This is a genomic window from Scytonema millei VB511283 (assembly GCF_000817735.3).
Taxonomy (GTDB): Bacteria; Cyanobacteriota; Cyanobacteriia; order Cyanobacteriales; family Chroococcidiopsidaceae; genus Chroococcidiopsis; species Chroococcidiopsis millei_B.
Genome location: NZ_JTJC03000005.1, coordinates 115,708 through 142,700, shown reverse-complemented (window position 1 = coordinate 142,700; position 26,993 = coordinate 115,708). Strand labels below are relative to the sequence as shown.

At 45.4% G+C, this 26,993-nt stretch carries 20 protein-coding genes; 11 read left to right on the top strand and 9 right to left on the bottom strand.

All coding sequences use genetic code 11. The annotated features are described in order from the left end of the window. Window positions 1-113: 113 nt before the first annotated feature. Together QH73_RS18190 and treS are read right to left on the bottom strand one after the other, a co-directional pair. Complete coding sequence (locus tag QH73_RS18190; RefSeq protein WP_132867358.1) at window positions 114-2,480, bottom strand: hypothetical protein; 2,367 nt, start codon at window positions 2,478-2,480, stop codon at window positions 114-116. Between the two features lie 348 nt (window positions 2,481-2,828). Next, on the bottom strand, window positions 2,829-6,329 hold the full coding sequence (treS, locus tag QH73_RS18185) for a maltose alpha-D-glucosyltransferase (RefSeq protein WP_039716016.1): 3,501 nt from the start codon (window positions 6,327-6,329) through the stop codon (window positions 2,829-2,831). Between the two features lie 120 nt (window positions 6,330-6,449). On the opposite strand from treS, the gene QH73_RS18180 reads away from it, so the two are divergent. Further along, on the top strand, window positions 6,450-6,818 hold the full coding sequence (locus tag QH73_RS18180; protein ID WP_165587729.1) for a hypothetical protein: 369 nt from the start codon (window positions 6,450-6,452) through the stop codon (window positions 6,816-6,818). On the opposite strand, the gene QH73_RS27870 is transcribed toward QH73_RS18180, so the two are convergent. Both QH73_RS27870 and QH73_RS18170 read right to left on the bottom strand, forming a co-directional pair. Beyond that, the gene (locus QH73_RS27870; protein ID WP_201278214.1) at window positions 6,771-7,226 is read right to left on the bottom strand and encodes a transposase; all 456 of its coding nucleotides are present in this window, start codon (window positions 7,224-7,226) and stop codon (window positions 6,771-6,773) included. The two genes, QH73_RS18180 and QH73_RS27870, sit on opposite strands and share 48 nt — an antisense overlap. Continuing rightward, the gene (locus QH73_RS18170) at window positions 7,174-7,509 is read right to left on the bottom strand and encodes a hypothetical protein (RefSeq protein ID WP_132867354.1); all 336 of its coding nucleotides are present in this window, start codon (window positions 7,507-7,509) and stop codon (window positions 7,174-7,176) included. The genes QH73_RS27870 and QH73_RS18170 overlap by 53 nt, the downstream gene beginning before the upstream one ends. A 231-nt stretch (window positions 7,510-7,740) precedes the next feature. Here QH73_RS18170 and malQ point away from each other — a divergent pair, with 231 nt between their 5' ends. The 4 genes from malQ (at window position 7,741) to treY (ending at window position 16,691) form a co-directional block, all read left to right on the top strand. Beyond that, the gene (malQ, locus tag QH73_RS18165; RefSeq protein ID WP_309476512.1) at window positions 7,741-9,252 is read left to right on the top strand and encodes a 4-alpha-glucanotransferase; all 1,512 of its coding nucleotides are present in this window, start codon (window positions 7,741-7,743) and stop codon (window positions 9,250-9,252) included. 373 nt (window positions 9,253-9,625) lie between these two features. Further along, the gene (glgX, locus tag QH73_RS18160; RefSeq protein ID WP_039716018.1) at window positions 9,626-11,755 is read left to right on the top strand and encodes a glycogen debranching protein GlgX; all 2,130 of its coding nucleotides are present in this window, start codon (window positions 9,626-9,628) and stop codon (window positions 11,753-11,755) included. 99 nt (window positions 11,756-11,854) lie between these two features. Then, window positions 11,855-13,702, top strand: coding sequence for a malto-oligosyltrehalose trehalohydrolase (gene treZ / locus QH73_RS18155; protein ID WP_039716019.1), 1,848 nt, complete (start codon window positions 11,855-11,857; stop codon window positions 13,700-13,702). 193 nt (window positions 13,703-13,895) lie between these two features. Beyond that, window positions 13,896-16,691 (top strand): malto-oligosyltrehalose synthase, encoded by a 2,796-nt coding sequence (gene treY, locus QH73_RS18150; protein WP_039716020.1) that lies wholly within the window; start codon window positions 13,896-13,898, stop codon window positions 16,689-16,691. Between the two features lie 198 nt (window positions 16,692-16,889). On the opposite strand, the gene glgP is transcribed toward treY, so the two are convergent. After that, on the bottom strand, window positions 16,890-19,103 hold the full coding sequence (glgP, locus tag QH73_RS18145; RefSeq protein ID WP_132867352.1) for an alpha-glucan family phosphorylase: 2,214 nt from the start codon (window positions 19,101-19,103) through the stop codon (window positions 16,890-16,892). A 237-nt stretch (window positions 19,104-19,340) separates the two neighbouring features. After that, window positions 19,341-19,466, bottom strand: a complete 126-nt coding sequence (locus QH73_RS28880) for a hypothetical protein (RefSeq protein WP_286194129.1) — start codon at window positions 19,464-19,466, stop codon at window positions 19,341-19,343. Between the two features lie 86 nt (window positions 19,467-19,552). Here QH73_RS28880 and QH73_RS18140 point away from each other — a divergent pair, with 86 nt between their 5' ends. The 4 genes from QH73_RS18140 (at window position 19,553) to QH73_RS18125 (ending at window position 23,528) form a co-directional block, all read left to right on the top strand. Further along, a complete protein-coding gene (locus QH73_RS18140; RefSeq protein WP_039716022.1) occupies window positions 19,553-20,833 on the top strand; it encodes a valine--pyruvate transaminase in 1,281 nt (426 codons plus the stop codon). Between the two features lie 161 nt (window positions 20,834-20,994). Then, window positions 20,995-21,654, top strand: coding sequence for a ribosome maturation factor RimM (rimM, locus tag QH73_RS18135; RefSeq protein WP_052290101.1), 660 nt, complete (start codon window positions 20,995-20,997; stop codon window positions 21,652-21,654). Window positions 21,655-21,793: 139 nt separating this feature from the next. Then, window positions 21,794-22,276, top strand: a complete 483-nt coding sequence (locus QH73_RS18130) for a phosphate-starvation-inducible PsiE family protein (RefSeq protein WP_039716024.1) — start codon at window positions 21,794-21,796, stop codon at window positions 22,274-22,276. A 109-nt stretch (window positions 22,277-22,385) separates the two neighbouring features. Next, window positions 22,386-23,528: an NAD(P)/FAD-dependent oxidoreductase gene (locus tag QH73_RS18125; RefSeq protein WP_039716025.1), complete on the top strand. Its 1,143-nt coding sequence runs from the start codon at window positions 22,386-22,388 to the stop codon at window positions 23,526-23,528. Between the two features lie 38 nt (window positions 23,529-23,566). On the opposite strand, the gene QH73_RS18120 is transcribed toward QH73_RS18125, so the two are convergent. Continuing rightward, entirely contained in the window at window positions 23,567-24,928 is a 1,362-nt protein-coding gene (locus tag QH73_RS18120) for a sensor histidine kinase (RefSeq protein WP_039716026.1), read from the bottom strand. Window position 24,929: 1 nt separating this feature from the next. On the opposite strand from QH73_RS18120, the gene QH73_RS18115 reads away from it, so the two are divergent. After that, entirely contained in the window at window positions 24,930-25,133 is a 204-nt protein-coding gene (locus tag QH73_RS18115) for a hypothetical protein (protein WP_039716027.1), read from the top strand. A 206-nt stretch (window positions 25,134-25,339) separates the two neighbouring features. Beyond that, window positions 25,340-25,654, top strand: coding sequence for a DUF3155 domain-containing protein (locus QH73_RS18110; RefSeq protein ID WP_015153575.1), 315 nt, complete (start codon window positions 25,340-25,342; stop codon window positions 25,652-25,654). 188 nt (window positions 25,655-25,842) lie between these two features. Here the strand turns inward: QH73_RS18110 and QH73_RS18105 are convergent, their stop codons facing one another. After that, window positions 25,843-26,373, bottom strand: coding sequence for a cofactor assembly of complex C subunit B (locus QH73_RS18105; protein WP_039716028.1), 531 nt, complete (start codon window positions 26,371-26,373; stop codon window positions 25,843-25,845). A gap of 69 nt (window positions 26,374-26,442) precedes the next feature. Beyond that, window positions 26,443-26,790 carry a PadR family transcriptional regulator gene (locus tag QH73_RS18100; protein WP_039716029.1) on the bottom strand — a complete coding sequence of 116 codons (348 nt, stop codon included), beginning with the start codon at window positions 26,788-26,790 and terminating at the stop codon, window positions 26,443-26,445. Between the last annotated feature and the right edge of the window lie 203 nt (window positions 26,791-26,993).

Sequence of the window (26,993 nt, the reverse complement as noted above, 5' to 3'; positions counted from 1 at the left end):
ATTCACTACACCCCACACCCTATTTACTAGCCACTAGCCACCAGCCACTCACTACACCCTACACCGTTTCTTCACTGATAACTGATAACTGATAACTGATAACTGACAACTGATTACTCCTTCGGCTTATAAAAATGCATTTGCCCGCCATCAGAGGCATAAATTTGTAAGGGTAGGCGGGTCGTGTTGCTAATGCTTTCGAGAACTTGCTTGAGGGTGCGATATTGAGTAGCGATATCAGATTGGGCTTTTGAATCACCCCTGAGTCTGGCGTTGATAAATGTTTTCTCGACAGCTTGTTCGTAGCTGGAAGTTAACTGGACGAAGATTTGTTTGTTATCTAATTTGTATCTACATACTCGAATTCTACCGGAGCAAGCGCGATCGAGGTCGGCGCGAACTTTTTGGGTGAGATTAGCGCCTTGCAGGCTGCTGTTAGCTTGTTCGAGCTTCGCGGTATAAGTATTAATTAGCGATCGCGCTCTGTCGTAGTACTGAGTTCCACTGGGAATCTGTTGAGCGGAGATTAAAGCCTGTCTCCAGTTGGTTTGAGCTGTAGCAAACTGATTTTGTTGTTCTTGCCGTTCGGCAAGTTCGGCTGAGTTGACTGCTTGGGAAAATGCTTTGGTGGATATTGTTTCTTTGGCAACGCGATCGCTAGCTGCTTGCAGTTGAGGGCGATATTGTGCGAGTAGTTGCTGTGCTTGTTGATAAGTCGTACTCGACTGCGGAATCGCGCTAAGATTGTCTACCGCGTTTTGCCAATTGGTACGAACGACTTGCCAAGCCTGTAAAGATCGCGCCGTCAGTTGCTGTTGCTGTGCTGCTTGCGCTGAACTTTGCGCTTGAGGGAATTTTTGAAATGCTTGTTGCTCCGCTTGCATTTTCTGCTCTACAGCTTGCAAGCTGCCTCGGTACTCAGTTGTTTTCTTCTGTGCTAAGGGATATAAATCGCTATCTTTAGGAACCGCAGATAAAGAGGCGATCGCTCTTTGCCACAAAGCTTGGATGGCACGCCAGTCTTCCAAGGAGCGGATGGGTTGTTTCAGCTTGTTTGCTGCTGTATCGCCTTCTTCCAACGCCGCCAGCACTCGATCTACATTAGTGGCTCGATTGGCGATCGTGCTGGAAAAATTTTGTGCTTCCTGGTGGCGGCTCGACCAGGGTGGAATTTGTTTGAGCAGGTTGTTTGCATCTTGCAGTTGTTTTTCAGCATCAATTAATTCCGATCGCTGCTTGGCTCCTTGGACGATTCGATTTGACTCTTGATATAACTGCTTTGCTGTTGCGAGCTGCTGACACCTACCAATCGTACAGGGGCTAGATAAGACATAGGCACTGCTAAAGAATGCTACAATTGCGACTCCACCTCCAGCAATTAGCGCCGCCCGAGGGATTTTTGTCTTAGCTGCTTTGGGCAATCGCTGTAAAGGTAATACAGGGTAGGGAAGTGTAGCTGTATTGGTGTTTGTATTGGAGTCTGTTGTTGATTCTGCTTGAGTTGCTGGTTCAGGCTTAGCAACTGTTTCTAACCGTTGCTCGAAAGGTAGCGATCGCCAGGTTTCAGTTGGTGCTTCTGGTGAAGAAGTTTCTAAGTTTAAACTTGACGCTTCGATGGGTACATCTTGCCGATTGGCAACAGGCGTATCTTCTACTCGCTCCTCTTTGATTTGAGGCTCCTCGACTTGAGGCTTTGATAGTGGTGGGGAGGATATGGGATCGATCTTCACGTCAGTTGTTAGATCGCGAGCAGTAATTTCAGCCTCATCTTCTGTTGGCGGTTCTGCTGCTTCGGTAGGAGGGGGTAATTCTGGTGCTGCTGGTGCTGCCGGAGTGCGATCGCTAGTCAATAAATCGATGTTACTGGTTGCTAGCGGCTGTTCTGTCGCAGTTGCAGGTGGTGTTTCAAGGACAACAGGGCTAGTTGGTGGTTCTGGCTCTTCTAAGTCAGGAATAGAAGGTGCAGGCGGTGTTTCAAGGACAACAGGGCTAGTTGGTGGTTCTGGCTCTTCTACTGTGGGAATTGGGGATGCTGGCGTTTCATCTACAATGCTGCGATCGCCTGAGAATGGCTGCACCACAGGCGGAGATGATTCTGTCTCGGGTGGAGATACTGGTGTTTCTGAAATAATGGGGGGAGCCTCATTTAACATCACCTGAGAGTCAGGAGCCACCTCCACTGGTTCTAAAGTGATATCGTGTTGAGCGTAAATTTGTTTTTGCCCCGCCTCTCTCAAATAAACCCTGACCGACTGAACTGCTTGAGGACGTAAAGACTGTAAAGCCTGCCCAATTGCAGTAAAAGTTTTATCAGTATCGAGATTGACTTGTGGTGGGTGTTGGCTCAAAATCACTAAAGCACCGTCATCGCCGATCGCGCACCCGACTTTCAGCCGATCGACTTGCGAAAACTCAGCTTGCAAGCGTTGGTGTAGAATGCGCTCTAAAACTTGTAAATCTTCTGGCTTTGCTAGTTTCATATAACTTATAGATTTTTATAGCTTGTTTGTTGTGATACTTAGTATTTGTATGATGTTAGCGATCGCCACCTAAGTGTAGTCGTAGCAGCATTTACGCTCCTGTCATCGATTGCGATCGCCCGATAAGATTATTCTTCGAGCAACGACCGCAGGGCTGAGATTGCGATGATTTTACATTAAAAATCTATCAAAAGCCGCGTGAAGCGTCTTTCTTTAAAAAATTAATATCAAGTTTTATCAATTTTTATTTGCAGTAGAGATGCACTAATGGAAATCGAGCGGATAATTCAGCAACTAGTAGGGGCGCACAGCTGTGCGCCCCTACTACAGGAATTGCTAGAAAAAACCTCAAGTATCCAACAGCTGCAAAATCCGCCCCAAGGTAATCTCTACCCAGTCGAGACGGGAATTGAGATCGTAGCCCAAGCCGTGGATTGCTTTTTCTAAGAGGTAAGCATCCAGCAGAACTTGTAACTCAGTCTTGGTTTTGGGTAAGAAAGAGTCTTGAGAAGCGATCGCGAGATATGAATTGAGGAAAGCCGCACCGACGCAGGTAGACCAAAACTGCGCCCACTGCTGCATGATGGGTAAGTTCTCTGTACGAAGCATCCCGCTTTCGATTTCGTTGTGCAGCCCGACGTTAGCAGCGTAATGGAAAGACTGCAACATATTGGCAACATCGCGCAAAGGAGAGCGTTTAATGCGGCGATCGCTTAAACTGCGTCCCGATTCTCCTTCAAAATCGGAGATGATGAAGTCTTTACCTGTATAAAGTACTTGTCCCAAATGATAATCGCCATGACAGCGAGTCCGCATAGCAGTAATTTTTTGGTTGAGGATCAACCCAAAGCGCTCCATGATTTGCTCTTGGCGATTCAGGACATCTTGAGCTAATTCTTGGGCGTGCGGTGTCAGCGTTTTTAAACGTTGTCTGAGCGCGATTAAAACTTGTCCGGCGAGATTGCGAGCTTGTTGGTAAATGGAACGTTGGTAAAATGTCGAGAATGGTTCTGGAGTAAATCCAGAATTGTCGCCATTAGCAGCAAGGGCGATGTGTAGTTCTGCTGTCGATTGTCCCAAAATTTGAGCGCTGTCTAGATAAGAACCGATGGTTCGATTCGCCAAAGAAAATGGCTCGAACTCTTCTTCCTGAGTTCCGTACGGGCGGGTTTCTAAACCCGCCTCTACTGACTCCTGTACGGGCAGGTTTAACTGCTGAATTTTTTGTTCTATTGCAAGTAGGCTCGATAAACCTGCCCCTACAACTCCCGACTCCCGACTCCCCATATCGAGAAGATTTCCCCCAGGTATGGGGATCTCAGTCATTTCTGCATGTTGTGTTGTGACTAACTCAAAGTAGTCCCGCAGGCTATCGAGGGTATATTCCCAACCACTGCGGGTATCGCGGATGTATTCTTGCAATATCCCTACCGTGACTGGTGTTGTTGACGGGCGGTGATATTCGATCGCTCCTACTAATGGGGCAAAGTGTTGCAAGCGTTTTTTCTCGCCCAAAAAGCGCCGAATTTCGAGATCTGGGTTAATCCCTTCTTCTTGCTGGCGGAAGAGTTTGAGAACGAGATGGTTGTTGGGGTTAGCACCGTTAGCACCCAATCCCTCGTAGACAATAAAAGTCTTGCCCTGTTCTTGCTTCAATACAGTCGGTTCTAGGGGTTTTTTACCGTTGTTGCTCGTTTGAGGATAGAGATCGGTAGCAGTTGCCATCAGTTCCCCTGCCATACCTTTATACTGCCGCTGACAGGCGATCGCCTCAATCAGCGAGGCAAGAAAACTTTTATCTGCGGTGGCTTCAAATAATACACCGAATTTATCTTTCCCTTGCACCAACAAATTAGCAACGATCGCACTGCGGTTATCTGTTAAAGTCTGTGTTGCTTGTTCTCCCTCGGCATAAGCCAGCAGCATCAAGTAAGTTTCTGGATCGCCCTGCACGTAATCTACCTGCAACCAAACGGCTCTGGCTTCGGTATTTTTGTAGGGGATGGCAACAACTTCGGCGATTTGTACGGCTTGAATTATCCGCGTTTTCGGATTGAACCAAGAACACGTAGACAGATATTCTGGCAGTATAGCTTCTAGTCTGACTCTTAAATCCCGCTGAACAAAGATATTTTGCCATTTGCTATTGACAACTAATGTCGGTAACTCTGCTTGGGGTCTAGCAGGCTGGATTTCGCTCGGCTTGGCAACTAGACTCAACCAATAAAAGGCATAAGGGCTAATGCTAAAGAAGTAAGGAGTATCGCCAATCGCTGGAAACTCCGTGCGACCAAAAATTTCTACTGGAGTCGTGCCTTTAAAAGCTGATAAATCCAGTTCCACTGTTTGCACGAAGCGAGACAGATTTGCCACCACTAGAATATGTTCGCCTTGATAAGTGCGCGTAAAGGTAAGCACTTTGCGGTTATCTGGGTGCAATAATTCAAAACTACCGCGTCCGAAGGCTTGGAAACGCTTGCGGGTGGCAATTAAGCGTTTCATCCAATACCAGAGAGAATTGGTATTAGCCCGTTGTGCTTCAACGTTGATGGCGGCGTAGTGATATTCCGAGTCAACAATCACGGGCGAGTATAACTTTTGCGGATTAGCGCGGCTGAAACCAGCATTGCGATCGGAACTCCACTGCATCGGTGTCCGCACGCCATTGCGATCGCCTATATATACGTTATCTCCCATGCCGATCTCATCGCCGTAGTAAAGTACGGGAGTGCCTGGAAGAGAGAGTAACAGGCTGTTGAGTAATTCAATTTGACGGCGATCGTTTCCAAGTAGGGGTGCGAGACGGCGACGAATTCCCAAATTCAACCGCATTGCTGGATCGCGGGCGTAGACTCGATACATATAATCGCGATCTTCATCTGTCACCATTTCTAGTGTCAGTTCGTCGTGATTTCGCAGAAATAGCGCCCACTGACAGTTATCGGGAATTGTTGGCGTTTGTTGCAAAATATCAAAAATCGGGAAGCTATCTTCCATCCGCAGCGACATGAACAAGCGCGGCATTAGCGGAAAATGGAAGTTCATGTGACACTCATCTCCATTCCCGTAATATTCTGCTGCATCTTCAGGCCATTGATTTGCCTCGGCTAGCAGCATTCGGTTGGGAAATTTGGCATCTACCTGCTGGCGGAGTTGTTTCAAGAAAACATGAGTTTCATCTAAATTTTCGCAGTTCGTTCCCTGCCGTTCGTAGAGATAAGGTACGGCATCCATCCGCAGCCCATCAACACCCATACCCAACCAAAAATCAAGCACGTCAAACACGGCTTCTCGCACGGCTGGATTATCGTAGTTAATATCGGGCTGGTGAGAGTAGAAACGATGCCAGTAGTAAGCTTTAGCCACTGGGTCCCAAGCCCAATTAGAAGTTTCAAAATCTTGGAAGATAATCCGTGCTTCTTGGTATTTCTCTGGCGTGTCACTCCAAACGTAAAAATCTCGTTCTGGACTGTCTTTAGGCGCACGTCTCGCTCTTTGAAACCAAGGGTGTTGGTCGGAAGTATGGTTGACGATCAATTCTATAATGACGCGAATGCCACGTTGGTGGGCGGCTTTCAAAAATTCGCGAAAATCGTCTAAATTACCGTAAATTGAATTAACATTCTTATAATCGGCTATATCGTAGCCATCATCTCTGAGTGGTGAGGGAAAGAATGGTAGTATCCAAACTGCGGTAACGCCTAAGTCTTGGAGGTAATCGAGTTTTTCCGTTAGCCCCCGAAAATCACCAATTCCATCAGCATTACTATCGGCAAAGGCGCGTACTGGCACTTCGTAGATAATGGCATCTTTGAACCAAAGGGGGTCATCTTTTAATACGTACTGCATGTTCTCGCTAGTTGTATTCCCAAAAACCACTGTTTCAAGTTATTGAGTCTAGCGCGATTTCCACAAGTACCCAGAGAGGGAAGTTTAGGCATAGGGATGAGTTTCTTGTAGGGGCGGGTTTTGCCTGTAAATTCGTTCCCACAACCAAAAATCAATTTGTCAAACCCGCCCAACCACCAAGGAAATTTCTGTAGGGGCGGGTTTTTAACGAGAATTCACGACCATAACCAAAAATCAATTTGTCAAACCCGCCCAACCACCAATGAAATTCCTGTAGGGGCGGGTTTTGCCTGTAAATTCGTTCCCACAACCAAAAATCAATTTGTCAAACCTGCCCTTGCGATCGTGCCAAATGCGAACCCTACCTGGGATGGCGCGGTGGGGCGGGTTTTGGATGAAAATTTTCGGTTGAGGTTGTTGGCATATTTGCTAAACCCGCCCCTACAGGTGGTTGGGATTGCCTGGGTGCAATCGATCCGTAAACCATGACCTGGGATTGTTGTCAATATATTGGCGAATTCGCTCTAATGATTCTTCGTTGCGGATAATATGTTCGTAATAATTGCGTTGCCAAACTGGGATTTTTGATACTCGTCGGATTTTATTGATTTGATGGGCAGAAAATGTTTTGAATCCGCGAATAATTTCCGGCAAAGCGTGATATTTGGCGTGATTTCGATTATTTTCCCAGGTAGATTCTACACCCGGTATTTCTGTAGGGGCGGGTTTAGCAGATAAAATTTCGGTTGTAATAGCAGATGTTCGATCGAAACCCGCCCTGTCAAAGCGATCGCCAGATAGAATTTCGGTTGTAGTAGCAGATGTTCGATCGAAACCCGCCCTGTCAAAGCGATCGCCAGATAGAATTTCGGTTGTAATAGCAGATGTTTGGGTCAAAACCCGCCTTGTCAACGTGAAGAATTAAAATTCCATGCAGATGATTTGGCATAACCACAAAGGCATCTAGATACAGATTTAAATGATATTTCGGTAAATTCATCCAGTGCGATCGCGCAATTTTACCCAATCGATTCAGTTGGATAACTCCCTCAGAACTTTCTCCAAATAGGCATTCTCGTTGATGGGTACATATAGTGATAAAGTAAGCGCCAGCAGTGGAATAATTATAATTCTGCAACCGAATTGATTGGCGATTGTGTTTGGTTGGATCGTATTTCACAAGGGGAAAAACCTAATATCTACATCTATTAGAATTCCCCAATTGTGTAGGCTACTGGCGATCGCACTACCAACTGTACCTGGAATGGTGCGATTGGGAGGGTTTTGGATGAAGATTTTTAGTGATGGTGGTTGACATATCTGCTAAACCCGCCCCTACTTCATTTTCTACCCCTAGCAGCATGAAAAACCGACAATAACGCGCTATCTTCTATCCTGGTTCACCTCAAATATCCTTATGACATTCCAACGTGCTAGCGGCGTTTTATTGCATCCTACCTGTCTTCCCAGCCCACATGGAATTGGCGATTTAGGAAAATCAGCTTACGAATTTATCGATTTTCTCGCCAGTAGCGGACAAAAATTGTGGCAAGTTTTGCCTTTGGGACCCACGGGATACGAGCATTCTCCGTATATCATGAATTTCAGCACTTTTGCTGGCAATCCGTTATTAATTAGTCTCGATACGCTAGCAGAAGAAGGGTTGTTGAAGAAAGAAGAACTAAGTCCATTAGAAAATGTGGATTTCAATCGAGTCAACTTCGATCGCGTCATTCCGCATAAAACTAAATTTCTTAAAATCGCTTTTGAAAACTTTCAACAAGCTAATACTCATCAAAACCCCGAATACGCACAATTTTGTCAATCTCAATCTTACTGGCTCGATGACTACGTACTTTTTATGTCATTATTAGAAGCCAACGAAGGGAAAAGCTGGAATAATTGGGAACGAGCGATCGCCCGCCGAGAACCAGCAGCACTAGAAGCAGCAAGAAACTCTCTAAAGGAGAGTATTAACTATCATAAATTCGTTCAATTTAAATTTTTCGAGCAGTGGAAACAACTACGAAAATACGCCAACGACAAAAACATTCAAATTGTGGGTGATATTTCAATTTATGTTTGTCACAACAGTTCTGATGTCTGGTCGAGTCCAGAAATATTTAAATTAGATCCCCAAACTTTTGAACCTACATATATCGCTGGCGTTCCCCCAGATTATTTCAGTGCTACGGGACAATTATGGGGAAATCCTGTCTATAACTGGGATAAATTGCAACAAACAAACTTTGCTTGGTGGATTCAACGCTTTCAAGCCACTTTAGAATATGTCGATATCGTCCGCGTCGATCATTTTCGCGGTTTTGAAGCATACTGGCAAGTCCCAGCAGGCGAAGAGACTGCAATTAATGGCGAGTGGATTAAAGCCCCAGGAGTAGAATTTTTTGAAACTTTGGGTAATGCTTTGGGAAGTTTGCCAATTATGGCAGAAGACTTAGGCATTATTACCCCAGAAGTCGAAGAATTGCGCGATCGCTTTCAATTTCCGGGCATGAGAATTCTGCAATTTGCCTTTGGAGACGACTCAAGTAATGCCTATTTACCTCACAACTACGTTCGTAATAGCGTCGTTTATCCCGGCACTCACGACAACGATACCGCGATTGGGTGGTGGAACAAAGCTAGCGACAAAGAAAAGCAATTTGTTGCGAAATATTTAGGTTATAAATCTGTTGCAGAGATAACAGAAATTAATTGGAAATTCATTCAATTAGCATTAGCCTCAGTTGCAGACTTAGCTATTCTACCCTTACAAGACATTCTAGGCTTAGACGATCGCGCCCGGATGAACGATCCCAGCGTAAATGCAGGCAACTGGCGCTGGCGATACGAAAGTTCCCAAATGCTGACAGCTCAAATATGCGATCGCCTGTTGGAAATGACGCAAATTTATAGCCGCTAACTGGGGAGTCGGGGAGAAGAGAGCTGAGGGGGCTGAGGGAGCTGAGGGAGCTGTAGGGCGAAGCCCTTCTCGAAGAATGGGAGCTGAGGAGGCTGAGGGATCTGAGGAAGCGCAAGGTTGCTGAGGGAGAGCCGCGGAGAAAGAAATGTAAAATCTTTACACCCCACACCCTTTCTTCACTAGCCACCAGCCACTAGTCACCGATAACTGATAACTGGTCACTGATAACTGATTCCTGCTTAGGATAGATAGCCAAGCAAATTTGGAATCGGTACTGTGTTGAGATAGACTCTTCCAAAAGTAGGAAAAGCTTTTTAGTCAGATTTCCTACGATCGCCATTCACCACTTAATACTTGACACACAGCCAAACCTATGTATGTTGCACTTTGGCCAGGTAATGTCTATCCTTTGGGTTCCTGTTGGGACGGCAAAGGCACGAACTTCACCTTGTTTTCGGAAAATGCCACAGGTGTAGAATTATGCTTGTTCGATCGCGATGATGAAGAAACTCGCATACAGCTAACAGAAGTCAGTAATTTCGTCTGGCACGGCTACATACCAGGTATAGGTCCAGGTCAACGATATGGATATAGAGTGCATGGACCCTACGCACCCCAAGAAGGACATCGCTTTAACCCCAATAAGCTACTGATCGATCCATACACAAAAGCGATCGCGGGAGAAGTTGGCAATGGTCCAGAATTATACGGCTACTCTTGGGAGTCTGAAGAAGCCGATTTATCGTTTTCCGATTTAGATAGCGCCGCGTTGATGCCAAAATCAGTCGTTGTCGATCAAAGCTTCGACTGGGAAGACGATAAACTCCTACGTACCCCTTGGAACGAAACGATTATTTACGAAACTCACGTCAAGGGTTTTACCAAACTCCACCCGGATATTCCTGAAGAACTGCGCGGGACTTATGCAGGAATGGCACACCCAGCCGCGATCGAGCATTTGCAGCGTTTAGGAATTTCCGCAGTTGAATTAATGCCCGTACATCACTTCCTCTCTGTCCCAGGACATCTGGCTGATAAAGGATTGCGGAATTACTGGGGCTACGATTCGATCAATTATTTCGCACCTCACTCCGAGTATAGTTCTAGTGGCACTCTAGGGCAGCAGGTGACAGAGTTTAAGGAAATGGTCAAAGCCCTGCACCGTGCTGGAATTGAAGTCATTCTGGACGTAGTGTACAACCACACGGGGGAAGGCAACCATATGGGTCCTACCCTCTCGATGCGGGGAATTGACAACGCCAATTATTACCGATTGGTAGACGGCGATCCGCGATACTACATGGACTTTACCGGTTGCGGTAACTCCCTCAACGTACGCCACGCCCAAGTTTTGAAGCTGATCATGGATAGCTTGCGCTATTGGGTGACAGAAATGCACGTCGATGGCTTCCGCTTTGACCTTGCTTCAGCCTTGGCAAGAGAACTGTACGAAGTGGATCGACTCTCAGCATTTTTCGACATTATCCACCAAGATCCGACGATCGCGGATGTAAAACTCATTGCTGAACCTTGGGACATCGGTACGGGTGGTTATCAAGTTGGTAACTTCCCCGTTCTCTGGTCGGAGTGGAACGGAAAGTATCGCGACACGACACGAGATTTCTGGCGTGGCGTAGACAGCACTTTAGGAGAATTTGCTTATCGGCTGACGGGTAGCCCCGACTTGTACTATCAAGAGAATGGGCGGCGACCGAATGCTAGCATTAACTTCATCACCGCCCACGATGGTTTTACGCTCAACGATCTCGTCAGCTATAACGAGAAACACAACGAAGCCAACGGCGAAGAAAGTCGCGACGGTGAAAGCCACAATCGGTCTTGGAACTGCGGCGCAGAAGGCGAGACAGACGACCCAGAAGTATTGCAGTTACGGGAACGCCAGCGGCGGAACTTCTTCGTTACCCTGATGCTGTCCCAAGGTATCCCCATGATGCTTGGGGGTGACGAAATGGGTCGGACGCAGCATGGAAACAACAATGGTTACTGCCAAGACAGCGAAATTTCTTGGTTTAATTGGGATTTAGTCCAGGGCAATACAGATTTATTAGATTTTACCCGCGAGTTAATTTATTTCCGCCGCCAACACCCTGTATTTCGTCGCCGTAAATGGTTCCAAGGTCAAGCGATTCACGGTTCTGGTGTCAGCGATATCATGTGGTTCAATCCTGACGGTAGCGAGATGGATCAGGAACAGTGGGAAATAGGATACGCAAAATCAATGGGCGTGTTCTTGAATGGAAACATGATTCCCAGTCCAGGAAAGCAAGGTCAACGCATCAGCGACGATAGCTTCCTCATCTTCTTCAACGCCCACTATGAAACTCTTGAGTTCAACTTGCCACAAGGAATGCAAGATAATCAGTGGGCATTAGTTATTGATACCAAAGAACCGCGTTTTATCCAAGAAGAACGCATCTATACAGGCGATCGCACCGTTCCAGTCACAGCGCGATCGCTCGTTTTGTTGCGTCAAATGGTTTAAGCAGAGGCTAGTGGTTCGTGGCTGGTGACTAGAATTGAGTCTAGTCACTAGTCACTAGCCACCAGTCACTCACAAATGACAAATGACAAATGACAAATTATGAAAATTGGTGCTAACTACTTGGGCGGCGATCGCTGTGAATTTATTGTCTGGGGACCGAATATCGAGTCGCTTGGCGTGCAAATTGTGTCCCCTGAAAATCGCTTTTTGCAGATGGAACGGGAGGGGGAATACTGGAAAGTTGTTGCCGATAATATTCCCCCTGGTACGCAATATCTTTTGGAAATAAATGGCGGCGAAACTCGCCCCGATCCTGCTTCCTATTTTCAACCGCATGGCGTACATAAGCCTTCTCAAGTCATTAGCCATGAATTTACTTGGGACGATCGCGATTGGGCTGGCGTACCGCTAGAGTCGATGATTATTTATGAATTACATGTCGGTACGTTTACTCCAGAGGGAACTTTTACCACGATAATTCCCCGTTTATCAGACTTAAAAGAGTTGGGAGTCAACGCGATCGAAATTATGCCGATCGCTCAATTTCCTGGCAATATTCCCCCAGATGGTAGCTGTGCTTATCGTAACTGGGGCTACGATGGGGTTTACCCGTTTGCCGTCCAAAATTCTTACGGGACTCCTGAAGAGTTAAAACAACTCGTTGCAGCTTGTCACGAACAAGGCATTTCGGTAATTCTCGATGTAGTTTACAACCACTTTGGACCCGAAGGTAATTACACTAGCAATTTCGCGCCTTATTTTACTCAAACTTACCGTACTCCTTGGGGTAGCGCGATTAATTTTGACGATGCCCACAGTCACAATGTGCGCCACTTTTTTCTCGAAAATGCCCTTTATTGGCTGCGAGAATTTCACATCGACGGATTGCGATTAGATGCAGTTCATGCAATTTACGATCTGGGGGCAAAACACTTTTTAGCAGAATTAGCCGAAAAAGTTCGAGAATTTTCCGAACAACAAGGGAGAAAGTATTACTTAATTGCGGAAAGCGATTTAAATGATGCAAAAATTATTCGTCCGCAAGAAGTAGGTGGATACGAACTTGACGCGCAGTGGAGCGATGATTTTCACCATGCTTTACACGCATTATTAACAGGCGATAGTGACGGCTATTATCAAGACTTTGGTAAATGCGAAGACTTAGCAAAAGCTTATCGCGATACCTTTGTTTACGACTGGAAATATGCCCCCCACCGTCAGAGATTTCATGGTAATTCAGCAAGCGATCGCACTGATTTATCTCAATTTGTCGTCTGCATTCAAAATCACGACCAAATTGGCAACCAACTTTTAGGAGAAAGACTATCAAAATTAATTCCTTTTGATGCTCTCAAGCTTGCTGCTGGTGCAGTAATTCTTTCGCCTTATATTCCCCTCCTATTTATGGGCGAAGAATACGCCGAAGAAGCACCTTTTACCTACTTTGTCAGTCACTCCGATCCAGACTTAATTAAAGCAGTACGAGAGGGCAGAAAACAAGAATTTGCTGCCTTTCATGCTGTGGGAGACCCACCCGATCCAGAATCTTCTAAAACTTTCTTGGCATGTAAAATGAACTGGGAAAAACGCCAAGAAGGTAAACACAAAGTCATCTGGTCTTGGTATCAACATCTCATTCAACTTCGTAACACTATTCCTGCTTTAACTAAAAAAGAAAGAAACAATATCGAAGCAGGCGCAGACGAACAACAAAAGATCGTTTGGTGGCGGCGATGGAGTGACGACAGCCAAATACTGTGTCTGATGAACTTCAACCAAAATGATGTTAGTTTCAAACCAGAATTTGCTCAATCTAATTGGCGAAAAATCCTCGATTCTGCCGATGAAAAGTGGCAAGGTTCCGGTACAATTGCAGCAGAAAAGCTAACATCAGGCGAAGAAATTAAACTGCGATCGTACAACTTTGTACTTTACGAAAATAGCTAAATTTGGTTATTTGTTATTTGTTATTTGTGATGAGTCAGAAACTAATTTTTGACTTCTGACTTCTAACTTTTAACTTACCCTCACCCCTGTACGGGCGGGTTTACCTAAAATCTCTGTTGGTTACGCAGTATGCTGGTGAACCCGCCCCTACAACTTCTGACTTTTGACTCATCCCTCACCCCTCACTCCTTCCATGCGCATTCCCACAGCTACTTACCGGATTCAATTTAACTCGGAATTTAAATTTGCAGATGCGAAAAAAATTACCGCATATCTAGCAGCTTTGGGAGTTTCCGATCTCTACGCTTCACCGATATTTAAAGCTAGAACGGGTAGTACTCATGGTTACGATGTTGTCGATCCAACTCAACTCAATCCCGAACTAGGAACTGAAGCAGATTTTGATGCTTTGATTGCCGAAATTCAACAGCATCAATTAGGTTGGTTGCAAGATATCGTCCCTAACCATATGGCTTATGACAGTCAAAATGTATGGTTGATGGATGTCTTAGAAAATGGACCTGATTCAGCCTATGTAGAATATTTTGACATTGCTTGGAATGCTCCTTTCACCGATAACAAAGAACCAATCTTAGCACCGATGCTAGGAAATTTTTATGGAGAATCGTTAGAGAATGGAGAAATTCAACTTAAGTACGAACAAAGCGGCTTGACTGTCAACTATTACAGTCTAAGCTTGCCATTAAAACTAGAATCCTATGCGACTTTCTTGACCTATAATTTAGGTAAATTAGCTAGAACTCTAGGTAGAAGGCATCCAGATTTTGTTAAACTTCTGGCAATTCTCTACATTCTTAAGAATATCTCTGCTGATGTTGTCGGTAAACAAAGAAGACAAGATCAGACAGAATTTGTTAGAGGCTTGCTTTGGGAACTGTATGAAGGCAATCCTGAAGTAAAAGCTTTTATCGATGATAATATTAAGGTTTTTAACGGCGAACCAGGAAATACTGAAAGTTTTAATCTTTTAGACAAGTTACTTTCAGAACAGTTCTTTCGACTTTCCTACTGGAAAGTCGGTGCGGAAGAAATTAATTATCGCAGATTTTTTACAGTTAACGAATTAATCTCAGTCAAAGTAGAAGAACTCAAAGTCTTCAATAATACTCACGAACTCATTGCAAAATTAGTTAACGAAGGCAAGTTTACAGGTTTAAGAATCGATCATATCGATGGTCTTTACGATCCAACCCAATACTTAGAAAGACTGCGGGAAAAAGTAGGTGATACTTATATCACCGTCGAAAAGATTTTGCAAATTGGGGAAGACATACCTAATTACTGGCAAATCGAGGGGACTTCTGGCTACGATTATCTAAACTATGTGAATGGACTTTTTTGTAAAAAAGCAAATCGAGATAAGTTTGACGAAATTTATCGAAATTTAACCGGATTTATTACGAGTTTTCCTGATGTTGTAACTGAGAAAAAGCATTTAATTATCGATAAAAATCTAGCAGGTGATATTGATAACTTGAGTGTCTTGCTAAAGAAAATTGCGGGTAGATATCGTTATGGTAATGATTTTACTCTCAATGGCTTAAAACGTGCGATCGCAGAAGTTTTAACTCGTTTTCCAATTTATTGTACTTACATCAATGCTGCCGGAATTTCTGAGCAGGATCGACAGTATATTCAAGCAGTCATTCAAGCGGCAAAAGATGGCACACCTCTATTACAAAATGAGTTGAATTTTATCGAGAAATTACTATTATTAGAATACGAACCTACTCTGACGCAAGCTGAGAAAGACCAGTGGTTATATTTTGTCATGCGGATGCAACAATATACGGGACCGCTGATGGCAAAAGGGGTAGAAGATACAGCTTTATATGTCTATTACCGCTTGCTTTCTTTAAATGAAGTAGGTGGCGAACCAGATCATTTTGGGATGGATTTAGCTGAGTTTCATAGTTTTAACCAACATCGAAATCAGACATGGACTCATGCTATGAGTGCAACTTCAACCCACGATACCAAACGGGGTGAAGATGTGAGGGCGAGAATTAACGTTCTGTCAGAAATTCCTGACGAATGGCAGCAACAAGTTAGTAGTTGGATGGAATTAAATCGTTCTTATAAAACGCAACATAAAAACTCAATTTTTCCCGATCGCAACGATGAATATGCATTTTATCAAACTTTAGTAGGGGCATATCCATTCTTAGAGAGTGAAATAAATGGCTTTAGCGATCGCGTCAAAGAATATATGCTGAAAGCAATTCGCGAAGCTAAAGTCTACACTGCTTGGCTGCGGCAAAATCAGACTTATGAAGATGCTTGCACTAGTTTTGTCGAAGCAGTATTGAATAATTCAGGCAATAATCAATTTCTCAAAGAGTTTCTCCCATTTCAAAAGAAGATTTCTTACTACGGTATCTTTAATTCCCTGTCTCAAACTCTGTTAAAATCAGTTTCTCCTGGGGTTCCCGACTTTTACCAAGGAACGGAACTATGGGATTTAAGCTTAGTCGATCCCGATAACCGTCGTCCAGTTGATTTCGAGCAGAGAAACTCTTACTTGTCGGAAATCAAAGAAAAAATTAGTACTGATATTTCTGCTCTAGTTTCCGATCTTCTAGCTACAAAAGAAGATGGCAGAATTAAGCTATTTCTAACTCATCAAATCTTGAAAGCGAGAACGAAATATCTAGATGTTTTTCAAAAAGGAGAATATCAACCTCTAGAAATTAGCGGCAAGTACAAAGAAAATATCGTGGCTTTCTCACGCAGTTTTGCAAATACAACAGCTATTGCGATCGCCCCTCGTTTCTTAACGAGTTTAATTCAACCAGGTGAGTATCCATTTGGCGAAGTTTGGCAAGATACCTATATCCAACTACCTGCCGAAACAGCTTCAAAGTGGGAGGATACAATGACTCATCAAAATATTCAAACTGATGGAAAGTTGCTAGTTGCTGACACGTTGAAAGAGTTTCCCGTAGCGCTGTTAATTGGACAGAAATAACTGTCATTCTCTAGGGGAGAACCTTAAGACTAGATCCCCCCTAGCCCCCCTTAAAAAGGGGGGAAATGAACCCCCAACAGAAAGCCCCCTTGTGAAGGGGGTTGGGGATCTCCAACAGAAAGCCCCCTTGTGAAGGGGGTTGGGGGATCTCCAACAGAAAGCCCCCTTGTGAAGGGGGTTGGGGGATCTCCAATCGAATTAGACAATCACTTGAGCCAAACTTGGTGTAGAGATTGTCGAACAGCCAGGAGCATAGATGCGCGTCACGTAATCGGCGATCATCCGATCCGTATTAAACAGAGGTGCGTTCGTCTTAATCGATGCCTTCATCATTTGAATCCAGCGGTGCGGAATGCCGTTGTTGTCGCGATCGTAGTATAGAGGTGCGATCTCCTCTTCCAATAACTTGTAGAGGGATTCAGAATCGATTCGATCCTGCAACTCTTGATTGCTCGTATGAGCATCTTCACCGATCGCCCAACCGTTGATTCCCTTGCCATCCATCCCAACTTGATAGCCCTCGCACCACCAACCATCGAGGACGCTACAGTTGATCCCGCCATTAAAACAGACTTTTTGTCCGCTCGTACCGGAAGCCTCTAGGGGACGACGGGGATTATTCAACCAAACATCCACGCCTTGCACTAACTTCTGTGCTACGTAAATGTCGTAGTCTTCAATAAACGCCACTCGATGCTGAATTGCTGAGTGCTGACACCACTCCATCAATTTTTGGATGATCCGCTTGCCTTCCTCATCGGCGGGGTGAGCTTTACCAGCAAAGACAATTTGCACTGGACGTTGAGCATTACCAAAGATTTTCAACGCTCTTTCTGCATCCCGTAGCAACAAATTACCCCGTTTGTATTGGGAGAAGCGACGGGCAAAACCAATCGTGAGAGCATTGGGATCGAGCAACAGATCGGCAGCATGAATCCGATCGCCAACTTCACCCCGATCCGTTCTCGCTTTTTTGATTCTGTAACGGGTAAAGGCAATCAAGCGCTCTTTCAAAACTTGATGTCGCTGCCATAATTCCGCATCGGGAATGCGATCGACATCTGCCCACATTGCCGGATCGATCGCCCGCGTCTGCCAGTCTGCACCCAAATACTGAGTGTAAAGGTCAGCCATCAACGGAGCCGTCCACGTTGGGGCGTGAACGCCGTTGGTGATGTGACCGATGGGTACGCGGTCTTCGGGGCGATCGGGATACAAAGCAGTCCACATCTGCCGCGAAACTCTGCCATGCAATTCGCTCACCCCATTAGCAGCGCGACACATCCGCAGGGCTAAGACAGTCATGCCAAAAGGCTCCCAAGGATCGCCCAGTCTTTTCGCACCCAAGGCTAAAAACTGCTCTCGCGACAGCCGCAACTGCGTCCAATATTGCGCAAAATGCGAGTCCATCAAATCGGGCGAGAAGACATCGTGTCCGGCGGGTACGGGGGTATGAGTGGTAAAGACGCAGCGATTGCGTACGCTCGCTTCCACATCGTAAAAAGGTTTGCCCGTCCGCTCCATTTCTTGCCAAGCAATCTCTAGGGTGCAAAACGCAGCGTGTCCCTCGTTCAAGTGGTGAATTGAGGGCTGAATTCCCAAGGCTGTAAGCGCCTTGACTCCGCCAATACCTAAAACCACCTCTTGGGCGATCCGCGTGTCTTGGTTGCCCCCGTAGAGGTGTCCTGTGAGCCAGCGATCGATCGGGTCGTTGTCTTCACGGTCTGTATCCAGTAAGTAGAGACTCACCCTACCCACTTGCGCCCGCCAAACTTGGATTTTGACCATCCGCTGTCTAACTTGCAGTTCGATCGTCAGGGCTTCTCCCCGCTCGTTCAGCATCAATTCCAGCGGCATTTGCTGGAAAACATTGTCGATGTAGTAATCTTCCTGCCAACCGCTGCGGTTAAGTCGCTGCCGGAAATAGCCTTGACGATACAACAATCCTACGCCAATTAGGGGTACGCCCAGATCGGAAGCAGATTTGAGGTGATCTCCAGCCAGGATACCCAAACCGCCAGAATATACGGGGAGAGATTCGTGAATGCCAAATTCAGCACAAAAATAGGCGATCGGATTTTGCCATGAAATTTGCGGTGCAACTCGACTCACCCAAGTATCTTGCTGGTTTATATAAGCATCAAACTCAGCTACCACCTGGGATAAATGTTTGATGTAGAAAGGGTCTTCTGCTAACTGGGTCAGGCGTTCGTAAGAAGCTGATTCCAACACGGCTACAGGGTTATGCCCGTAACGCTCCCAAGCTTCCGGCGAAATATTTTGAAATAGGAAAACTCGTTCGCTCGTCCAACTCCACCAATAGTTATAAGCCAGATCTGCCAATCTTTTGAGTGGCAGGGGTAATTTTTCGCTCAGCTTTTGTGCTGGGGCGATCGCAGATTTATTCGTCATATTATTCCAGTACTCTCTTGTGAACTCTCTGCTCTAAAACCGATGGCAATATAAACCAATTAAAACTCGACTCGGTAATAGAAACCTGGGTAATTTATCCTTGCCAACATCATCCCAGTTAGGATTTTTAGCATACACGGGGTATGTCTACTTTAAGATTTTTATTTACACTTTTTCTAGATTTCAGTGTCAAATTAAATAAAGGATGTTTTAACAAAATTTTGCTAGATGTTAAGTTTAGTAATTGGTAACGGATGGTAGTTGGTAGGTGGTTGACGGTTGTTTTTTCTTCCCCAGCTCCCCCAGCTCTCTTCCCCTCTGCTCCCTTGTCTCCCCCTCTCCCTTGTCTCCCTCACTCCTCACTCCGGACTTCGTCCCGCTTTGCTAACACTCCTCGCCCCTCACCACCACATTTGGTTAAATTAAGAAAGTCTCCTACACATCTGCTTATGAATCCTGCCCTAACGAAAATTGGCGCTCAAATGTCCCACCTGACGGGGGTGCGGGCAATTATGAAAGATATTATTGAAACGCTGCAAGCAGGTGCAGGTAAGGAGTTTATCAATTTAAGTGCGGGAAATCCGCTGATTTTGCCAGAGGTAGAGCAGTTATGGCGAGACTGTACGGCGCAGTTGTTAGCCAGTTCTGACTATGGTGAAGTCGTCTGTCGTTACGGTTCGAGCCAAGGTTACGCACCACTCATTAGCGCGATCGCAGCTGATTTCAATCGCCGCTACGGGTTAAACTTGAGCGAGCGCAATATCCTCATTACTCCTGGTAGCCAAACTCTCTATTTCTACGCTGCAAATGCTTTTGGTGGCTACTGTCTTGATGGTGAGTTAAGGCAGATCGTTCTACCCCTCAGTCCAGATTACACGGGTTATGGTGGCGTGAGTCTTGCCCCAGAAGCTTTGATTGCCTATAAGCCTGCACTAGATATCGATTCAGCCGCCCATAGATTCAAATATCGCCCCGATTTTAGTCAACTCAAAATTAACGAAGAGACGGGATGCGTCGTATTTTCTCGCCCCTGCAATCCTACGGGTAACGTTTTAACGGATGAGGAGGTGAAGAAAATTGCGGCTTTGGCTGCACCTTTTAATGTTCCAGTTATTATTGATTCTGCTTATGCTCCTCCCTTTCCAGCTTTGAATTTTACCGAAATGTCGCCTGTATTTGGAGACAATATTCTCCATTGCATGAGTTTATCAAAAGCCGGATTGCCAGGTGAAAGAATTGGAGTGGCGATTGGAGATGAAAAATTAATTCAAATTCTGGAATCGTTCCAGACAAATATGTGCATCCATCCCTCGCGCTACGGACAGGCGATCGCGGCTTTAGCGATTAATTCTGGTGCTTTGGCAGAGATTTCTAGCAATGTCATTCGACCTTTTTATCGGCAAAAGTTTGAGGTATTAGAATCTACTTTAGAACAGGCGATGCCTGATATACCTTGGTTTTTGCATCGTGGCGAAGGAGCAATTTTTGCTTGGTTATGGTTAAAAGATTTACCTTTAACCGATTGGGAATTTTATCAACAACTAAAACAAGAAAATGTCATTGTCGTTCCTGGTAGTTCCTTCTTCCCTGGTTTACGCGAAAATTGGATTCACAAACAGCAGTGTTTGCGAATTAGTTTGACCGCAAGCAATGAAGAAATTGCCGTGGGAATGCAGCGTCTCGCCAAGGTAGCCGAAAGAGTTTATGCAAAGGCTAAAATTGCCGGGTGATGAAATAGTACTTCTTTACCAAACTACTGCCTACACAGCACAAGCCAAATAATTACAACACATCGTTTCTAAAGCTAGCGTCTATTCTATTCTTTGAGAAAGGCTTCGCCATACAAGAATCCGCTTTGCGCCTTTGCGTCTTTGCGCGACATTAAATCTTTATGAAACCTCAGAAAACACCCGAAAAACCTAAAACTCAAAACTCAAAACCACAAATTCCCGATGGCTGGTTAGCAATTGGCACAATTGTTGCACCTCAAGGGTTAGATGGAGAAGTTAGAGTTTACCCCGATTCAGACTTTCCCGAACGATTTGTCGAACCAGGACAGCGCTGGTTACTGCGTCCAGGGAAAACAGAACCAGAACCTATAGAATTGGTCGAAGGTCGAGATATTCCAGGTAAAGGACTTTACGTAATAGCGTTAGAGGGAATTGAAGATCGCAGCCAAGCTGAAGCACTGCGAGATTGCGTCTTGCTCGTACCAGAAAGCGATCGCCCCCAATTAGGAGAAGATGAATATCATGTCGTCGATCTGATCGGTTTAGAAGTCTTTTTACAAGAAACTGGCGAGAGCATCGGTATGGTGTCAGACGTAATTCCTGCTGGGAACGACTTGTTAGAAGTGCAGTTGTTTCAAGAAGTCAAAAGTCAAAAGTCAGAAGTCAAAATTAGCGATCCTCCACTCCCGACTCCCGCTTCCCAACTCCCGACTCCCCCAAAAAAAGTTCTGATTCCATTTGTGAAAGCGATCGCACCTGTTGTAGATTTAGAGGCAAGAAGAATTGAAATTGCGCCGCCACCTGGCTTGCTTGAACTTTAGCGTTTAGCAAAAAGCTTCTGTCTTGCCCGATCTCTGGTACGATCTTCTCATCAGCATTAGTTATTCGACATTTAATTTGCTTGGTGTAGTTAGCTTGCAGTCTTTTGACTTTTAACTTTTAACTTTTGACTTTTAACCAATGAAGTTATTGCGAAAACTAATATCACCTCTAGTAGATAAAAACACGAATCCAGATTTTTTAGTTTTTGTTGATAAAGTAGAAGATTTTTTTGCCAAACTCTTAACGCTAGCAATGTTAGGAGTTATTTTATTTGCCATTATAGATTTGGGCGTAACTTTAGCTAAAGAACTGCTACTTGTCTCTGAACTAGGGAATTTTTCTGCTGGCTTACTCAAAATCTTTGGTTTATTTTTAAATATTCTTATTGCTCTAGAAATTACGCAGAATATTACTTCTTATCTGAGCAGTCATATCATTCAAATCGAGATGGTGATTGTAACATCTCTAATTGCAGTTGCTCGCAAAATTATCATTCTCGATCTTGGCAAAATTACTGATTCTCAATTATTAGCACTTGCAACTGCGATTATTGCCCTTTCTATTTGTTACTGGTTAGTCAGACGCACCAATGCCAAATATCCACCACATAAAGGGCATTAATTATTAATCAACAGCATAATTTCTAATTCTGACTTTTGACTTTTAACTTTTGACTTACTTAGCAGCTGCGATAGGATCTGGATGAGCGATCGCGCAGCGTATGTGAAGTATGAAAATATACGATTGGATTGTGGTAGGTGGAGGTATTACTGGCGCAGCTTTGAGCTACGAATTAGTTCGGCAAGGCTTTTCCGTCCTGCTGCTAGAACAAGATCCAACAGGGCAAAATGCAACTCGCTACAGCTATGGTGGTTTAGCTTTTTGGTCTGGGACTACCGACATAATGCGCCAATTATGCGCTGAAGGAATCGCCCGTCATCGCATTCTCTCAGAAGAATTAGCCGCCGACACTCAATTTCGGGAACTAGACTTAGTGCTGACAATTGCCGCTGATGATGACCCCGCAGCCGCCGCCGCTACCTATGCCAATTTTGCCATTCCGCCGCAACTCCTCAGCATTTCAGAAGCCTGCGAATTAGAACCATTATTAAACCCTGACGCGATCGCCGGAGCATTGACGGTAAAACACGGTCATATCAACGCTGAAAAAACCGCTCAAGCTTACATCCAAGCCTTTTTACGGGCAGGGGGCGATCTTCAGTTTGCTCAAGTACTCAAACTCTGGCAACAAGGCGACAAGGTAGAAGGGGTAAAAACTGCTAGCGAGACGTATTGCAGTGCCAACACGGCGATCTGCGCGGGTGGATTGAGCCGCGCTTTACTCAAAGCAGCAGGTATTTCGGTCAAACTGTACTTTACTCATGCTGAGTTAATTGACATTCCACCCACAGACATAAAATTGCGATCGCTCGTGATGCCAGCTCGACTTCAACGCTTTCAACTAGAAGCCACATCGACGACAAACGATCGCTTGTGGGACGAACAAGGATTAGAACTCGCACCCCCAATTTTAGATACTGGAGCGATTCAATTTCTTGATGGTAGCCTGCGTTTAGGGCAGTTGAGCCGCGCTTTGACCGATATCCAAGCCACCATTAATCCCGAAGCCAGCGAAGCCACAATCCGAGCGGGTATAGGGCAAATTTTACCAGCACTCCAAGACCTACCAGGAACTTGGCATCACTGTTTAGTTAGTTTCAGCCGCGTTAGCGCAGCCGAACAAAGTTCTCGCCTGCCTCTAGTTGGTAGCATCCCTGGCAAAACAGGCATCCACACCTTCTCTGGATTCAGCAATCCCCTCGTCATCATCCCACCCCTAGCGCAGCGCTTTGCTCGTTCAGTTATCAGTTGATAGGGAGCAGGGAGCAGGGAGCAGGGGAGCATCAACCGTCAACCTTCACGCAGTGCAGCACCAGCATCAACCAACAACCAAACAATAAACGTAGTTCCCCCGCTACTTTCTGGGGTGGGATGCCACAAAGCAGGACTAAAAACTTCAATCGTGCCTTGCATTTGTTCGATCAGTGCCTTAGCAATTGCTAGTCCCAAACCCGTACCAGGAATATCTGAATCTGCTTGTCTACCTCGGTAGTGGCGATCGAAAATTCGCTCCTTATCTTGCGGGGGGATACCTACCCCGGTGTCGCTAATGGCGATGCCCTGGAAGTTATCTCGCTCTAACCCTGCTTGGACGTAAATTTTGCCTCCAGGCGGAGTATATTTAATCGCATTGTCAAGCAAATTGCTTAATACCTCACGCAATTCTCTTAGATGAGCGCGCACTGTTGGTAAATTTGGTGGCAGATCTGCTTGCAGATCTAAGTTGCGTTCTTGAGCGATCGCCCAAGCAGAAGCTAGCAAGGGTTTTAGCACGTCCTCAATCGTGCAGATCTCGCTCTGAGTGCCTTCGCGATTGGGCAGCAGTGGTAAAGGGGCATTGAGTATAGGTATTGCCGATCGCACCTCTGTGGCTGGAGGAAGGGATTTGGTTGGTTCTAAATCTTCCTCTGTCATGTCGATGACTCGATCGAATTGTTGCAGCAATTCTTGCAAGCGATCGCTTTCTCGCACGATATTGTCTGCCACAGCTCGGTTTGCATCTCCAGGTAGCAGGCGCTTGAGCAGCAATTTGCCGAACGTCCGCAACGCCGTCAGTGGGTTGCGAAACTGGTGAAGTAAGTTATCTAATAACTCTCGCTGCTGGGCTTGTAGTTGCTTTTGCTGACTGAGCTGCTGCTCCGATCGCTCTCGTCGCCGATCTAAAAGTCTTGCCAGCGTTAGCGTTTGCGCCACCCGTTCGATTTCATGCCGTTCTCGCTCGTTCCATGCTCTATCCTCCCGACTAGTCACGAGTAGTCCAATTAATGCTCCTTCATTAAGCAGTGGTAAAACAATCTGTTGGCTCGGTACTAGGGCTTTATCTGCCGTTTCTGGCGGTTCAGCTACATTTGCCTCGGTCGGTAGTTCCGGTAAAGATACAGTATCTATATTTTTTGCAGTGGCTTTTGCTTGCAATCGCGGTGGCTGAGGGCGACTTGTTGTAGCAGGAAATGCTGCACTATTTAACTCTAGTCCCTTCCACCTCGCTGCGGTCTCTGGATAGGCTACGACAGGGATCAGCTTCTCCTGTGCTGTTCCTTCCTCCACTAATCTTTCCGTCAGATATACCACGCTCAAAGCCGCCCCCATTCCTTGGGTTAGCAAGGCAACTTGAGAGCGACACAATGAAATAAACTCAGCACTGGCAGGCATTATGAAGGGCTACGGCAAGAATTTGGGAGTCGGGGGAAGAAAGCTGAGGGAGCTGAGGGAGCTGAGGGAGCTGGGGGAGCTGGGGGAGCTAAGGGAGCTGAGGGAGAGTCGCGCAGAAAGAAATTTAAAATCTCTACACCCTACACCCTACACCCTACACCCTACATCGATCGCACCACGCACCCCATTCTTCACTGATAACTGATAACTGACAACTGATTTTAGTGGATTAAGAATCTTAAATTGACTGCGATCGCTTGTGTCGTTTTATTAATCATATTTTCAACATTAGCGGGTTTTTTGTTGCAAACGCTTAACATAAGTTGATTTTTCTAACTCAAATCGATATACTGACGACGGATTTTGTAAATATAAATACAATTTTCTGGTTAAAAAAAGGAGGGAGACAGGTTGGCAAGAAGACGCAAGCGCAAAAGTCGTCGTCGCCAGGAAGGACGTCGCATCCTCGAGCATGTGCCTCAATATAGCATTGAAAGTGGCGAAGATAAACCCGTGACTGCTGCTCGGAAGTTTATTCAAGCGGAGGGAATTGCTCCGCCTGCATTGCTGCTGGTTAAGCGAAACGAGCACACTACAGATCGCTACTTCTGGGCAGAAAAAGGTTTGTTTGGGGCGCAGTATGTAGAAGAGAATCATTTCTTGTTCCCTAGTCTACGGGTACTAGAAAATCCTCCTGAAAAGGAACTCGTTGCCGCACACAGGTAGCCTAAGGCGTTACCGAAGCTCAATGACAGCCAAAAGCTAGGTATTGGAGATTTTGAAATCATCGGCGTTATAGTCAAACGCGAGTGAGTCACGTTTGGGCAAAGCGAAGATGAAATTTAGGGGAAGTACATACTTCCCCTAAAATATTGCTACACGCAAGGCTACGCGGATTCCAGATTTCGCTCTCTTTATTCTGCTGGCTTCAAATTCAGCGATCGCTGCAATTGAATTAACTCATCCCGATGAGCGGTGACTGTGAGCAGGCTTTGTGGCGAGATGCGATCGCCCGTATTTGCCTCTAATTTAAGAGATACCCGTTCTTTCCTGCCTGCTTTTTTCCAATAGAAAATACCTGCTGTTGGAGCTAGCAAAATCAGGATCGAGAAAGCCGCCGTCCAGTTTGGAAATAGTAACGACCAAACCAAGATCAGGCAAAGAATTCCCACCGTGGCAAGCATTGAGAGAAACACAGCTAGAAACAAGCTCGGTCGGATAAATCCCTCAAACGTAACAGAATTTTTCTCAGCATCCACCTCAGACACAGTATAGGAACGCGAGCGCAAATACTGTTGTAGTTGCGCCATCAACGAAGCCTCTGGCTGTGCGGATACCAGGTGAATCGTTTGCGTTCGGTCTTTAGTAGAGGCTCGAATGAAGAAAAATAGACCCACTGACAGCAATAAAGTCAGCAGTAGGGTCGATGAGAGAATCGGAGTCATAGCTATCTTGCGTTTGAACAGTGCCAGTTCGATTGTTTCACAATCGATTTTTGCACGATCGATAAGCCATTAGCGTACCACCTTATTAATATATTCTTGCCACAGTCGAGATAACTCCTGTGCCTGTACTTGCCATTCTGGGCTTATCTGATACATCCGTCGCGGTCGCCCTCTGCCCTCAACCTTCTTCCAGTAACCGAGAATTGCCTTTTCATCTTCCAGGAACTTAAGTGCGCTGTAAAGGACTGTATCGGAAAGGCGATAATTAGGGTATTCGCTCTCCAGCTTTTGAATCAGTTCCGTGCCGTAGGATTCTCCTTTTAACAAAACTGACAGCACGTAACATACTGCAAGTTCTTGGCTCAAATAGGTCGGAGGAGGATTTTGGAAAAACTGATAAATATCCTCAATTCTCATAGCTTTAGTTTACTTCTCATCCATAAATCACAAAAAACAGCACTTTTGACAATCATCTCTGACGAAATCCTTGTTTCTTGCACTCAGCCGCGATCGCTCTGCAAAACTTCGCCGATCGCACCGGAATGCGATTGAGGCAATTTTAAACGCAGAACCATAAGTTGTCTGCTAAACTTCATTCAAAATTCATTACATTTTTGCTT